Source organism: Dyella sp. GSA-30 (genome assembly GCF_027924605.1).
Classification (GTDB): domain Bacteria; phylum Pseudomonadota; class Gammaproteobacteria; order Xanthomonadales; family Rhodanobacteraceae; genus GSA-30.
The window spans coordinates 978,105-992,384 of record NZ_AP027042.1 but is presented as its reverse complement, the minus strand read 5'-3'; the positions used below and the strand labels follow the sequence as shown (position 1 = coordinate 992,384).

Annotated in this window: 14 protein-coding genes; 11 read left to right on the top strand and 3 right to left on the bottom strand. The window is 60.0% G+C overall.

From position 1 onward, the window contains the following. Positions 1 to 39 precede the first annotated feature (39 nt). The 7 genes from QMG46_RS04405 to QMG46_RS04375 all read left to right on the top strand — a co-directional run bounded on the left by QMG46_RS04405 (position 40) and on the right by QMG46_RS04375 (position 6,829). Entirely contained in the window at positions 40 to 462 is a 423-nt protein-coding gene (locus QMG46_RS04405) for a VOC family protein (protein ID WP_281851270.1), read from the top strand. 102 nt (positions 463 to 564) lie between these two features. Then, a complete protein-coding gene (locus QMG46_RS04400; RefSeq protein ID WP_281851269.1) occupies positions 565 to 1,047 on the top strand; it encodes a hypothetical protein in 483 nt (160 codons plus the stop codon). 291 nt (positions 1,048 to 1,338) lie between these two features. After that, on the top strand, positions 1,339 to 1,695 hold the full coding sequence (locus QMG46_RS04395; RefSeq protein ID WP_281851268.1) for an ADP-ribosylation/crystallin J1: 357 nt from the start codon (positions 1,339 to 1,341) through the stop codon (positions 1,693 to 1,695). Positions 1,696 to 1,899: 204 nt separating this feature from the next. Beyond that, positions 1,900 to 2,814 (top strand): TraB/GumN family protein, encoded by a 915-nt coding sequence (locus tag QMG46_RS04390; RefSeq protein WP_281851267.1) that lies wholly within the window; start codon positions 1,900 to 1,902, stop codon positions 2,812 to 2,814. Positions 2,815 to 3,024: 210 nt separating this feature from the next. Further along, a complete protein-coding gene (locus QMG46_RS04385; RefSeq protein ID WP_281851266.1) occupies positions 3,025 to 4,899 on the top strand; it encodes a M61 family metallopeptidase in 1,875 nt (624 codons plus the stop codon). A 219-nt stretch (positions 4,900 to 5,118) separates the two neighbouring features. Continuing rightward, complete coding sequence (locus QMG46_RS04380; protein ID WP_281851265.1) at positions 5,119 to 5,865, top strand: helix-turn-helix transcriptional regulator; 747 nt, start codon at positions 5,119 to 5,121, stop codon at positions 5,863 to 5,865. 85 nt (positions 5,866 to 5,950) lie between these two features. Then, positions 5,951 to 6,829: an NmrA family NAD(P)-binding protein gene (locus QMG46_RS04375; protein WP_281851264.1), complete on the top strand. Its 879-nt coding sequence runs from the start codon at positions 5,951 to 5,953 to the stop codon at positions 6,827 to 6,829. 126 nt (positions 6,830 to 6,955) lie between these two features. Here QMG46_RS04375 and QMG46_RS04370 read toward each other — a convergent pair whose 3' ends face one another. Beyond that, positions 6,956 to 7,102, bottom strand: a complete 147-nt coding sequence (locus QMG46_RS04370; protein WP_281851263.1) for a hypothetical protein — start codon at positions 7,100 to 7,102, stop codon at positions 6,956 to 6,958. 283 nt (positions 7,103 to 7,385) lie between these two features. On the opposite strand from QMG46_RS04370, the gene QMG46_RS04365 reads away from it, so the two are divergent. The 4 genes from QMG46_RS04365 (at position 7,386) to QMG46_RS04350 (ending at position 9,422) form a co-directional block, all read left to right on the top strand. Further along, the gene (locus QMG46_RS04365; RefSeq protein WP_281851262.1) at positions 7,386 to 7,799 is read left to right on the top strand and encodes a helix-turn-helix transcriptional regulator; all 414 of its coding nucleotides are present in this window, start codon (positions 7,386 to 7,388) and stop codon (positions 7,797 to 7,799) included. 107 nt (positions 7,800 to 7,906) lie between these two features. Further along, complete coding sequence (locus QMG46_RS04360) at positions 7,907 to 8,443, top strand: DUF4199 domain-containing protein (protein ID WP_281851261.1); 537 nt, start codon at positions 7,907 to 7,909, stop codon at positions 8,441 to 8,443. A gap of 165 nt (positions 8,444 to 8,608) precedes the next feature. Next, positions 8,609 to 9,010, top strand: coding sequence for a VOC family protein (locus QMG46_RS04355; RefSeq protein WP_281851260.1), 402 nt, complete (start codon positions 8,609 to 8,611; stop codon positions 9,008 to 9,010). Positions 9,011 to 9,110: 100 nt separating this feature from the next. Continuing rightward, positions 9,111 to 9,422: a hypothetical protein gene (locus tag QMG46_RS04350; RefSeq protein ID WP_281851259.1), complete on the top strand. Its 312-nt coding sequence runs from the start codon at positions 9,111 to 9,113 to the stop codon at positions 9,420 to 9,422. 511 nt (positions 9,423 to 9,933) lie between these two features. Here the strand turns inward: QMG46_RS04350 and QMG46_RS04345 are convergent. Beyond that, positions 9,934 to 11,751 carry a glycoside hydrolase family 2 protein gene (locus QMG46_RS04345; protein ID WP_281851258.1) on the bottom strand — a complete coding sequence of 606 codons (1,818 nt, stop codon included), beginning with the start codon at positions 11,749 to 11,751 and terminating at the stop codon, positions 9,934 to 9,936. A gap of 50 nt (positions 11,752 to 11,801) precedes the next feature. Further along, on the bottom strand, positions 11,802 to 14,201 hold the full coding sequence (locus QMG46_RS04340; RefSeq protein ID WP_281851257.1) for a GH92 family glycosyl hydrolase: 2,400 nt from the start codon (positions 14,199 to 14,201) through the stop codon (positions 11,802 to 11,804). Positions 14,202 to 14,280 lie beyond the last annotated feature (79 nt).

Sequence of the window (14,280 nt, the reverse complement as noted above, 5' to 3'; positions counted from 1 at the left end):
AGCGCCATCTTATAGATTCGAAACATGGGTCTTAAACGGATGGACAACATCGGCATCGTCGTCGATGACCTCGCGGCGGCGATCGATTTCTTTCGCGAGCTCGGCCTCGAGCTTGAAGGGCGGGCCATGATCGAAGGAGAGTGGGCCGGACGTGTCACCGGATTGGGCGATCAACGCGTCGAGATTGCCATGATGCGCACCCCCGATGGTCACAGCCGGCTCGAACTCTCCCGCTTTCTCACGCCGGCCACCGTCGCGGATCATCGGAACGCACCGGTGAATGCGCTGGGCTATCTGCGCGTCATGTTCACCGTGGACGACATCGACGAAACGCTCGATAAGCTCCGCAAGCGCGGTGCGCAGCTCGTGGGCGAAGTCGTGCGTTATCAAGACATATATCGGCTTTGCTACATTCGCGGGCCTGAGGGGCTTCTCATCGGACTCGCGCAGGAGCTTGGCTGAGCGCCAGCAGTGTGTTGCGTCGACCGGCTGAAGTCGCAATCCAAAGCGGACATGTTTGAACTCTAACGAGTCTCTTCGATGGGCACTCATTGGGAGAATGCGATGCAGACAGAATTGCGGTTACCCATGAGGTGGGTGTTCGCTTTCGCCGGATTGGGGCTGCTCAACGGGCAAGCGATGGCCGACGGAAAAGATTTCAACGCAGATTGCACAGATGGTGTCCGTTCAACCTATAGAGCTTTTCCAGAGTTGAATGATCCGCCTATGGCTCTGAACGTTGAGAATACCCATCGACCATCCCGCACGACTATCTCGAAGAAGAGCGGGAAAATCGTTGTGACGTGGATCGGTGCTGACTTCGAGATTGCGCAAGCGGGTGATGGTTGGAAACAAGCCACTTTATGGGATGACGCTAAACAGCTAGCGGTATCGGTAGAGAGGCCGGGACCTCACCCGTCGATAGCGACATATCGATTGGATATCTTCGGCGCCACAGGCGTATTGACGACAACCATCATGCGATTTGGCCAATCGATGCCTGACGTGGCGGCTGTGAGTGCGGAGAAGTGTGTGATCACCTACTAGGCGTCAAGACTGGAAGTATGCGCTTTCGACCCCAAGCGGACATGCACGTTCATTCATCAGATAGCCAGACCATCAAGGAGATGCGATGCGCAAGAAGCAGTTGGCATGGTGGCTGTGGGCCGCAGGAACCGGCGTGATTGTGCTTAGCTGGTTCGATGTAGTGACTCCGCAAGTTGGATGGGTCGGTTTCGCTGTCGCCATGTGTGGCAGCATTCTTAGTTGGGGCCTTCGACCGCCTCGGTCGCCGCGACCATCGGTCGACGCTAACAACGATCAGGCGCCAAAGATCTAATGACGACATCTGAAGACACAACCGTGATGTATCGGCCTGTTGGCCCCGTGGAACTTGAGTTGCTGCGCCGAGCGGACTTCAGACGCTGGCCGCCTCGGCTGCCAGAGCAACCGATTTTTTATCCAGTTACCAATGAAAGATATGCAGCGGAGATTGCGGAGAAATGGAATGTCCGCGACAGTGGCTACGGCGCGGTAACGAAATTTTGCGTGCGCACGTCATTCATGAGCAGGTATCAAATTCAGCGAGTGGGCGGCGCATATCACACGGAATGGTGGGTGCCGGCGGAAGAGCTGGAGGAACTGAATGACAATATCGTGGGGCAGATCGAGGTCGTACGAGAGTTTGGTATATAGCCTCTTATGATCCGTAACGTCCGTTATTGACCGGGAGCGAACCGTGTTGGAGGGATCTCATGGGCGGTCGATATGATCTGCAATAGCCGCGCTCGGATTGTGAGGCGATTCTTCACTCTTCTGTTTGTCGCGGCTTTCGTCGGCTGCTTGAGTAGCACGGCATCCGCACAGTCTTCATCGACGTCGTCGCCCGCATCGAATACGGTGACAACGCTGGCGCCGGTAGTGGTGACCGGCGTTCTGCCCGGCCCGGCGCTGTGGAAAGTGAGTAAGGGAAAGCATGTCATGTGGGTACTCGGCCTTACCTCGCCGCTGCCCCGGGATATGCAGTGGAAATCGGCGGACGTCGAAAACCGTATTGCGGCCTCGCAGGCGGTGTTGAAGTTGCCAAGCCTGGCAATCGGTGTGCGGACGAATTTCTATCGCAGCTCCATGATGCCGTCACCACAGGAGCTTGGAAAAAATCCCGACCAAAAGACCTTGCAGGACGTGCTTCCCCCCGAGCTTTACCGGCACTGGCTAGTGCTGAAAGCCAGATATCTCGGCGACAGTCTTCGCGTGGAGCGGATGCGGCCCATTCTGGCGGGTCGCGAACTTTATGAAGCCGCTCTCAAGCATTACGGGCTGGTTGATGAGTACGAACTGGAGAACATCGTCTACAAGGCCGCCGCCCACGATGGAGTCACAGCTTTCAATACGTCGTACCAGCTGTTGCTGAAAGACCCGCGCGAGACGATCCGCGCGCTGAACGACAAATCGATGGATGATCAACGCTGCCTGGGCCAGGTGCTGGATGCACTGGACCAGGACCTCGCCCAGGCGACGTCGCGCGCAAATGCGTGGGCGACCGGTGATATCGGCACGCTCCGTTCCATCTTGTCGCAAGTACAGCAGGACTCTTGCTTGTCGACGCTGGACATCTCGCCCTTCGCTGCGGCGCTTGGCATCAACGACATGGAAAGCCGCGTGAGGAAGAACTGGATCGACATTGCCGAGCACGCGCTCGACAGAAATCAGCAGACCTTCGCAGTGCTGCCGATGCACGAATTGCTTGCGCCAGATGGTTATCTGAGCGCACTACAATCCGATGGCTACAACGTGCAGATGCCTGATAACTAACGCAAGTCGAATTTGCCAACGTAATAGGTTACGAATCTCTCGACCTTGATGTCGTAGACCTTGGTCTGCGGGCTACCCGGGGATTTGCCGATGTTCCGCCGGTCCTGCCCGTCCAACCACCATTCCCGGCCACGCCCCGTGACCTCTGGCATATACGACGCCGGGCCGCTCGGCTCCACCATCGGGGCTTCATCCGTCCGGAACCCTCCCATGCGCCTCGCTCTTCGTCGTGCCTCGCTCGCCATCGCCATTGCGCTGATCACCGCCGCTCCTGCAGCCTTCGCGCAGGACCTCCCCGCTCCCGTCGACCAGCCCTACAAGGGCAACCTTGCAGTAACGGTGGATCTGACCGACCAGGCACGACATCTGCTGCACGTGCACGAGAGCATCCCGGTATCGCCGGGTCATGTGGTGCTGTACTACCCGAAGTGGATTCCGGGCGAGCATGGGCCGGATGGCCCGCTGTCGAATGTAGCCAGCCTGATCGTCACTGCCAACGGCAAGAAGATCCCCTGGCGCCGCGATCTCAAGGAGATGTTCGCGTTCCACGTAGACGTGCCCGATGGCGTGGACAAGCTCGACCTGAGCTTCGACTATCTCGATGCCGCCACGCCGCACTACATCCCGCTGGAATTCAACGAAGTGTCGTTCTACCCGGCCGGCTACTACAGCAGTCGCATCACGATCGAGCCGACGGTAAAGCTGCCCGCTGGCTGGAAGTTCGCGACCGCGCTGGAAACCGCATCGCAGTCCGGTGACACCGTCACCTTCAAGCCGGTGAGCTACGAGAACTTCGTGGATTCGCCGCTGATCGCCGGCCCGTACTTCAACCGCATCGATCTTGCGCCGGGCCAGTCCGTGCCCGTGCACCTGGATATCGTGGGCGAAGACGAGGACAGCGTGAAGATCACCGACAAGCAGATCGCCCCACAGCGCAACCTCGTGGTACAGGCGAACAAGCTGTTCGGCGCACACCACTACGGCCACTACGACTTCCTGCTCGTCGTCTCCGATCACACCGGCCACTTCGGTCTGGAGCATCACCAGTCGAGCGACGATCGCCTGTTCGCCAATTTCCTCACCGACCCGAAGGTGCATGCCGCTGCGGGCACGCTGCTGCCGCATGAATACATCCATTCGTGGAACGGCAAGTTCCGCCGCCCGGCCGACCTGTGGACACCGACGTTCGCCGAGCCGATGCAGGACGATCTGCTGTGGGTGTACGAGGGCCTCACCGATTACTGGGCTGGCGTGCTGACCGCGCGCTCAGGCATCTGGACCGCCGACCAGTGGCGCGATTCGCTGGCGTCGATTGCCGCAGACATGGGTGCGCGCACGGGCCGCCAATGGCGCTCGCTGCAGGACACCGCCGATGGCATTCCGCTTTCCTCGCGCGGCAGCAACGGGTGGGTGAACCTGCGCCGCAGCTCCGATTACTACCCTGAAGGCCAGATGCTGTGGCTGGATGTGGACACGAAGATCCGCGACCTCTCCGGCGGCAAGCACACGCTGGATGAATTCGCGAAGGCCTTCTATGGCATGGACAACGGCAGCTATGTGCCCAAGACCTATACGTTCGAAGACGTGGTGAAGACCCTCAACGACGTGCAGCCCTATGACTGGAAGACCTTCCTGCGCGAACGCCTGGACTACACCGGCGACACCATGCCCGAGAAGGGCATCGAAGGCGGCGGCTGGAAGCTCGCCTTTGACGACAAGCCCACCGAGTTCGCGACGACGGGTGAGAAGCTGCGCAAATCGATCAATCTGGCCTACTCGTTAGGCATCCAGGTCTCCGACAAGGGTGAAGTGCGCGACGCACAGTGGGAAGGCGCGGCGGCGAAAGCCGGTCTCGTGCCGGGCGTGACCATCGTGGCCGTGAACGGTAAGGAGTTCTCGCCGCAGGTACTGAAGGACGCGGTGACCGATGCGAAGAAAACCACCACGCCGATCGAGTTCCTTGTGAAGGACGTGGATGACTATAAGACCGTGAAGGTGGATTACCACGGTGGCTTGAAGTATCCGCATCTGGTGCGCGGCGAAGGCAAGGATCTGATCGGGGCTATCGCTACGCCGGCGAAATAATTCAGCCAAACTGGCAATGCTCGGATCTCACGGTTGCGGCCTGAAAGATGAGGTCGCACTATGTCCAACGTTGAGGTCCGAGCATCGCCGACTATGACACTTTCCTCCCCACAGTCCTCTCCGCGGATTCTCTGTTCGAGCGCCGGGAGACCTTGGAAAGCACTCGATGCTGCGCTATTGCATATCCCACGTGGCGTATCGAGGGTGCCTGGCCGCGAAATGCATACGCTTGGCATGCACTTTGGTCCGCCCGTCAACGCGGATTGTTCCGTTGACGGCACGCGGATGCGGCGGGTGCAGAAGCCGGGCGACATCGATTTCGTTCCTGCGGGAATGGATGGCTGCTGGGAAGATGACGCCGATTGCCAGATCCTGCGACTAAGCCTTCGCCCTTCACTTCTGGATGAGGTTGCGCAGGAGCTGGGGAAGGGCGCCGCAAACATCGAGCTCCTCCCGTGGCTTCAGCTTCGCGATACGCGCATCGAAGCCATCGGCTGGGCTATCAAGGCCGACCTCGAGGCAAACGCACCTTCCGACCCCCTTTACATCGATCTTCTGACAACTGCGCTGGCAGTCCGGCTGATCGAAGTCGCGACCGACCGTGGTCTGCGTGTCGAAGGCTCTCGCACGTTAAGAATGTCTACGCGGCAGCTGAAACGACTGGTCGAATTTATCGAAACGAATCTCGATCAGAAACTTCATCTCACCGATCTGGCGAAAGTCGCCGACGTGAGCGTCACCCGCCTCAAGGCGCTGTTTCGCAACAGCACCGGAACACCCGTGCATCAATACGTGATCCGGCGCCGCATCGAGTACGCACGCGCATTAATGACCACAACGACCATGCCCGCCAGCGAGATTGCCGTCGCTGCCGGTTTTGCTCACCAAAGCCACATGACGTCGACGATGCGCCGCATTCTCGGTCAGACGCCGGGCGAGATCATTCGGCCATCCCGCAAAACCTGACCGAAACTACAACGATTCGCCCGAATTTGCGCGATGCGTGTGGTCCGATTTCTTAGTCTTGCGTATCGCAATCGAGGAGTCGGATATGTTCGCCATTGTCGGAGCCGCCGGAAACGTCGGTTATGCAACAGCAAGGGCATTGCGTGAAGCAAATGTCCCGGTCAGGGCCATTGTGCGTGATGCTGCGAAGGTGGCACGGTTACGCGAAATCGGATGCGACATCGCCATAGCCGATCTGCGCGATGCCAAGGCGCTCGCCACCGCAATCGGCGATGTGGATGCTGTCCAGATCATTCTCCCTGCGGCACTGCAGGCGCAGGACATCAAGGGAGAGATGCACAGGGCGATAGAAAGCCTTGCAGGAGCGCTCGAACAGGCGACTCCCGGGAGGCTGCTGGCCATTTCCGACTACGGCGCTCATGTCGCTGACGACATCGGCATGCCCACCGTGTTCCATGCATTCGAGGAGCGGCTTGGCCGTATCAATGGGCACAAGCTGATCCTGCGATCGGCGGAGCATATGCACAATTGGGGACGCGCCATTCCGGTCGCGATGGCCTCGGGCATCCTGCCAAGCTTTCACGACCCGCTGGACAAGGTATTCCCCACGATCGCGGCACCCGACCTTGGCCTGATCGCCGCAGGTCTCCTGATGCGGCCCGCCAGCGAGAGAAACCTGGAGATTGTGCATGCTGAAGGGCCACGCCGGTACAGCGCCCAAGACGTGGCGGCCGCACTGAGCGAACTGGTGGGTCGGACCATCACCGCCCAGGCCGTGCCTCGTTCGCAATGGAAGGAAGCCTTTGAGAGGGGCGTAAGCGCAAGCACTGCCGATCTTCTGATCAGAACCAACGATGCTCAGAACAAGGGGGGCTTGGTCGATGTCGAATCAGATGCCAGCGAGGTTTGCTACGGAACCACCGCGTTGATTGACGCGCTGCGACCGCTCCTTCCACGGCAATGAGGTCCGTCCAGAGACTTCCGTAACCTGCTCTCGTCGCTATCCCGGCCTGTGCTGGGATGGCCACTTGAAAGAGGTTCTTTAACAGATATCCGGCCACCAGGAATACAGATAACCCACTAGCCGAATTCAACGATCAAGCGGCGACAGCCGCTCCAGGAAATCCATCTCCAACTCACCCTCATACGTTTCAGCACCGACTGCCAGCGCTTCCTTCACGCGCGCTTGCGATACCTCGCTGGCGACACTCAAATCGGATTCGTGCGCTTCGACCAAAAGTCCCTCCGCCAAGGAGCCAAATGCCTCGAATCACTTGGGGCTCGGCACGCTGGGGTATCACATTCGGACTAGCAACGGCTCGCGCAACGCCGATTAAGGCCTTCAGCAGTTTGAACCTGAATAGCGTGTAGAAAGCACGCTTTGGCTTGGACGCAAGCAGGAATCAGTACTTACCGTCTCTCTTTTCCCAAAAGGATTCCCTATGTCGAAGATCGCTATATGGATCGGTAGCTGGGGACCGGCGCTAAACTGATGCCGTACGGGGCAAGGGGACGCGGCAATGTGGAAGCGGATAGTCGGCTACGGGGCGCTGCTGGCGGTGGGGACGCTCGCCCTGCAGTGGCTCGACTACCAGCGTCTGGCGCGGATGCATTCGGGCGACATCTACCTGTTCCTGGTCGCCGCTGCCTTCCTGGTGCTGGGTATCGTCCTGGGGGTACGGGTCTTTGCTGCTCCAGGGGCGCTCACCTTCGACGGCAACCCGAAGGCGCAGGCAGCGCTGGGCCTGAGCGAGCGTGAGCTGGAGGTACTGCACGAACTGGCGGCTGGCCATTCCAACAAGGAGATCGCGGTACGCCTTCACGTTTCGCCGAACACGGTCAAGACGCATGTGGCGCGGCTGTTCGAGAAGCTGGGCGCGAAGCGGCGCACCGAGGCGGTTCGCCGGGCGCGCGAGCTTGGGATCGTGCCCTGACCCAGGTTATTTGGGGTGAACAGGCCAAAATCATCCTTTCGGGCGATTGCCGGACACCGCCGGATCGCGCGCAATGGCGGCTCCATCCACCACTGGGGAGTAGCACCGTGTTACGCACCATTCTGAAATATGGCGTGATCGCCGGCCTGATCGTCGGCGGATTCGAGCTCGTCACCTTTGTCCTGTTCTCCGGGATGCCGCCGCTGAAATACGGCATGGTGATTGGCTATACGACGATGCTTATCGCACTGAGCGCGGTTTTCGTCGGGATCAAACGGCACCGGGACGTGGACCGGGGCGGGGTCATCGGTTTCTGGCAGGGACTCGGGGTCGGGCTGGGCATCAGCTTCATCGCCGGCATTTTCTATGTGGCCGCATGGGAAGCCGTGCAGGCGATGACGCATATGGATTTTGCCACCTCCTATGCGCAGGCGATCATTGCGGCCGAGAAGGCCAAGGGCGCAAGTGCCGAGAAGCTGGCGAAGCTGACTACCGACATGGAGACGTTCAAGGTCCAGTACGCGAACCCGATGTTCCGCCTGTCGATGACGTTCGTGGAGATCTTTCCGGTCGGGGTGCTGGTGTCGCTGGTCTCGGCGGGGCTGCTACGCAACAGCCGGTTTTTGCCCGCACGGCGGGGTTGAAGCTTTTATGTTCGCGGACAAGTCGGGTGGTACGTCAGGCGGGCTGCCGAGCTTCGGGCTTTTTGACTGCCCCTGGCACAAGTCGTCGATACTCAACATGGTACTTATCCGTGTGTAAGCTTCCAGGGCAAACCAGCTAAACGTTACCCACACCGGAGTCGACGCATGCCCATCCCTGCCACCGTAGGTGCCTTCGCCATCGTTCCCAGCAACGATCTGCCGGCCGCTATTCCGTTTTGGGAGCGCCTAGGCTTTGTCCGCACGGGCGGCGACGATAACTACATCATCATGACCGGCTGGGACTGCGAGGTGCACCTTACCCAGGCAGGAACCGGCCCCTGGGCCGTTCCGGAGAAGCACAACCCGTTCGGTGTTTTCATCCGCACGCCAGACGTGGATGCTATCGCCGCGCGCGTGGACGATTTGATCATCCGCCCGGGAGGCGTGCTGCGACACCGCGAGTGGGGTCTGTATGAGGTCGGGATCTGTGGGCCGGACGGGCTTCTTGTACGTATCGGTTGGCCGTCCCGTCTCATGCAAGGCGGCGAAACCAAAACATCAAGCTGACGAACCAAGCAGACTTTGCATCCCGAACAACAGTGAACCCGTGGATATGGCAATACCCACTGGAGCCGCCCAATAGGTTGGTTGGAGCTACACTCGCCGAATGGATTATCAGCTCATCATCAAGTTCTGGCGCAAATCTCTGGCCGATGAAGCCTTTCTCACGGTGATTGAAGGCAAGTTGAAGGAGGCATTGGGCGACGCCGTCGAACTGGAGGGCTACGATGTCAGTTCAAAAGAGATCAATCTTTTCATGCTCGCATCTGACCCACGACATTCCTTTCGGCGCGCAAAAGACGTTGTGGAAGGATTGGGCGTTCTGAACGGCATGTCGGCCGCCTTCCGCGTGGCAGGCGGCGCCCAATTCACATCCCTCTGGCCGCCACGTGCCACTCGCAAGTTCAAGCTGCCTTAGTGCTAGTGGAAGCCTGATAGTTTGTTGTGTTGATGGAAACCCTCAAAGTGGTCGTGTATTGCGGGGCAAAATAGATGCCTAAATCGGTTACTCGGCAACAGCGCCGGTTGGCGGAGAGACGCAACGAAAAGCAGAAAGCGTCGTCGGAGAGTGCACACGCAATCACGGCCCGTAGAGTTGCCGCGCAAGATGCCTGGCGCAATAGGCACACTACACCTCGCAGTCCCTGGCAAAAATTCACACTAGCCTGCGAAGTCTTGTTTTATTTTTTTGGTGGTCGGCTTGTAAGGTTGTTATATACGCCAAGCTGGTCTTCGAAACGGAACCAGCCCCCAAATACTGAGCGATGAGCGCGCATTTTCAAGTCGAAGCGAACACTTGTCGATCCTGGACTCGAGGACGGAAGCCGGCCTTTGATTAACAACCAGACTGCCCGCTTCACGAGCGGGCAGTCCCAAGCAGAAGTGCTATCGGGTGATCAGCCATCTCATCACCCCGCCACGCGCAGGTCTCACGGCTGCGCGCCAGCACGTATCGTCGCCTCATTGATCGCACGCACCTTGGCTTCGTCCACCTTTTCGATCTTGCGGTCGTAGGTGAACAGGCCGTTGTGCTCGCCCTCGACATCGGTGATCTGGGTGTAGACGCTGCCGGACATACCCTTGGCCACGCCTTTGTCGCGCAACACGGCGGTGTTGGCGACGTAGCCTGCGTTCAAGGCGTCGCGATCCTTCACCGCCCCATAGGGATTGATCGGCGTGTTGGGCCAGACATGGTCGGGAACGCCCAGGGTCAGGCCGCCGTGTTCGCCGTCGATGGCGGCACGCTGTGCATCCGGACTGGGTAGACCGGGACCCTGGTACTCATGCACATCGTAGACATCGCCGGCATGCGGATCGCCCTTGGTGTCGCAGCAGTTGGCGCCGCTGCGTGCATCGACCAGACGCGAGGGGTCGAGTTGCTTGATCTGTGTGGCCAATTCGGCAGCAGCGGGAATGCTCCATTGGCCCCAACCTTCGTTGAACGGAATCCAGCCGATGATCGAGGTTTCGCCCTTGAGCTGATCGACGATGGCCGAGACGTCGGCGCGAAAGGTCGCCTTGTCGGCATCACTGAGCTTGTCGTTGCTTCCCGTAGGCAACGCCGGCATGTCCTGCCATACCATCAGGCCGATACGGTCGGCCCAGTAATACCAACGCGCCGGTTCCACCTTGATATGTTTGCGAATGGTGTTGAAGCCGAGGTCTTTAGTCTTCTGTATATCGAACTTGAGTGCCGCATCGGTGGGCGCGGTGTAGATACCGTCCGGCCAATACCCCTGGTCCAGCGTGGCCAGCAGGAAGGTCGGTTTGCCGTTCAACACGATGCGGTTGCGCCCACCTACCTTCGCGATGGCAATGCTGCGCATGCCAGCATAGCTGGTGACTTCGTCGCGTTGATCACCTTGCGTGAGCGTGGTCTTGAAGGCGTACAGGAAAGGGTCCTGAGGGCTCCATAGATGCGAATGCGCGATAGCCAGGTGTAACGGTTGCCCGGCTGAACCACTTGCCTCGCCCACCACCTTGCCATCCGCATAGGCGGTAACGTGCAGCTTGGCTGCACCATGCTGGCCGTCCACTTTCGACGTGACGGTGAAGGCATCCAGACTGCGAACCGGTGTGAAGTTCAGTTGCGCCAGGCTGGTGGCCGGCACCGGCTCCAGCCACACTGACTGCCAGATGCCCGAAGCCGCGGTGTAGAAGATGCCGTCAGGTTTCAGTCGTTGCTTGCCGACCATCACGTTGACGCCGTCCACCGGTGCATGCACGGCAACGATGATCTCCTGCGGGCCCTGTGCGCGAAGTGCCGGCGTGATGTCCGCACTGAAGGACGTATAGCCGCCCTTATGCTGCGCTACCTGCTTGCCGTTGACGTAGACCGTGGCGTCCTGCCCCACCGCGCCGAAGTTCAGTCGTACATGTTGCCCGTGCGCGGTGAAGTCAGCCGGGATATCTGCCACCCGCCGATAGAACATGAATTCCGAATGCTTTTGTACGCCCGAAAGCACTGACTCGATCGGATAGGGCACCAATACCTGATCCTTCAGCGTCTGGCCAAACGGCGGTGTGCCCTGCCCCTCGCTCGATGCGTATTGCCACAGCCCGTTGAGATTCATCCATTGCGGATGCTCAAGCGAGGGGCGCGCCAGCTGCGGACGGGGGTACTCGGGTAACGCGTTGCTGGGCGACACCTCAGCCGTCCACGGTGTCGCCAGTGGCGCCGCTTTGCCATTCCAGACAGTCGCTTGATTCGACGCGGCCATGGCCGTCGAAGCAATACTTGTGGCCATGGCCAAGCCCATCCACACACTCGCGTGCCGTATTCCGATCTTGATTGCATTCATGGCTGTTTCTCCGACATGGATCGCGGCGCATCCTGCGGATCAGCGCCCCATGCGTTGTTTGGCTCGGGCCCCATCGTGAGCACCAAGGTGGCACCCTTCGCGATGTCGGCGTGGCTGAACCACGGTTTGTTCCATGGCTTGCCGTTGAGCGTGGCGGACTGGATATACATGTTCTGGGCCGAGTTGTTACGCGCGACGATCTCGAAGATCTTGCCGTTACCCATATGCAAGCGGACGCGATCGAAGATCGGGCTGCCAAGAATGTAATCAGGGCTGGCAGGATCGACGGGATAGAAACCCATCGCGCTCAGCACATACCAGGACGAGGTCGAACCCTGATCGTCCATGCCGGGGAAGCCGTAACCGGTCGCATCGCTGCCGTACATGTCGTCGAGAATGCGGCGGGTCAGCGCCTGTGTCTTCCAGGGCTGTCCGCTCCATGCATAAAGGTAGGCCGCTTGCTGGTCCGGCTGGTTGCCTTGCACGTATTGCCCAATCAGGCCGGTGCAATCGCGGCAGACGCCCTTAGCCTGGTAGGGCGTGGAGAAGAAGGCATCGAGCTTGGCGTTGAACGCATCGCGCCCGCCGAGCAATCCCATCAAGCCCTGCACGTCGTGCGGCACCAGCCAGAGCGTGGACCAGCCCGAGGCTTCTTTCATCATGAAGTTGTAGTAGGGCTCGCCTGGATCGAAGGGTGAAATCCATTTGCCATCGTCGGTGCGGCCACGCATGAAGCCTGTCGATGGGTCGAACACGTTGCGATAGTTCGCGGCGCGACGCAGAAACATCGCGGCGTCTTCGGTCTTGCCAAGCCGACGAGCGACATCGGCGAGCGCGTGATCGTCCCATGCGTATTCGAGCGTGGTGGCAGCGCCTGCCTTACCCCCCGCGTACGGCGGACTGGGATTTCCCGGTGGAATGATGTCGGCGATCCAACCGTTCTTCATGTATTCGGCGAGATAGCCGCGTGGCCCGTTGGGATCGGTCGCGTTCTTGCGCAGGTACTCATAGACAGCGGCGTAATCGAAAGAAATGCCACGCTGCCACGCGCCGTCGTAAAGAAAGACAGCATGGTCGCCGTGGAACGAGGTATTCATGTAGCCGGTTGCGCGCGCACGATCCAGCTCGGACCGCATGATGTCCTGCACGACCTTCGGCTCCAGCAACATCAGCAGCGTGATCTGGTTGCGTCCGGTATCCCAGAAAGGCACGGGGCCATAGCGATCGTAGCTGGCGATTTGAACCTTGCCATCGGTACCGGTGAAGCGATCGCCTTTGCGCGCAATCAATCGTGGGCTGGCAAAAGCGTGATACAGCGTCGAGTAGAACAGCGTGCGCTGCTTGGGCGTGCCTCCTTCGACTTCGACACGATCGAACAGCTTCGCCCATGCCGTTCGCGCCTGATCGTGCGTGCGCTCAAAGTTCCAATCAGAACCCGCGGCGCGCAGTCGTTGCTCGGCTTCTTCGGCACTGTGGCCGTGAGCGATCCGTACCAGCACCTGCTCGCCCGCCTGCGTGTCGAAAGTGACATAGGCTCCCGCGTAGTTGCCCGATACCGTGCGCCGATCGGCCTGGACGTCCTCATTACCGAGCCCTCGATTGCGCTCGTCCTGTTCGGCATGGAAGGTGCCGAAGCTGGCGAACGGTCGCGAGAACTCGGCAACGAACCATGGGCCGTCCGTGTCGTACTCCTTGCGCCCGCCCATGGTGGCAACACCGCGAATGGTGCGATCGCCGACCACTTCCACGTTACCGCCCGCGCGACGCAGGTTGACGACAACGTTCGAGCGATGGCTTGCCGGAAAGGTGAAGCGCATCAGGCTGGTCCACTGCGTCACGGTCAGTTCGACGCGGGTGTGGAACGTGGCCAGATCGACCGCGTAATAGCCGGGCGACGCTTTCTCGCTTGCCTTGTCGTAGTACGACTGCGCATAGTCCGGCGGCATGGTCCAGTCGCCTACGACCGGCATGATCATCGGCGCGGCGCGTGCACCATAGGTCGAGCCGCCGCCGGTGAATCCGATCATGGTCGGTCGGGCATAGCCGTACGCTACGGCCACGCCCGTGGGATAGCTGAGGTCGGCATTGATGTTGACCGGTGCCGCCTCGGTCGCGCTTTGCGGCAGGCTCGCGCCCGGCGATGTCATGCCCGAATACAACGGCTCGCCCGGTGGCGGTGCGTTGCCGATCAGCTTTTGTTGGTCCAACGGTGCTGTACCGACCAGTGGATTGGCTTCATCGACCGACTGTGTGGCGGATCGCGGTGCATTGCCGTTCTGGGCGGCGCTTGCGCCGATGCTTCCCAGCGCGGCAATCGCCAGCACGATGGACAGCGCCGCGCGCCGGCTGAGGATCGATGAAGCACGATGGCCGACGTGTGCAAAAGATAAGTTCATGGCGTTCTCTGTGCGGAAACAAGCGTGCCTTCGCTACCCTGCGGCAGCAAAGGCAAAGAGCCCGATCGTGGGGTCAGGC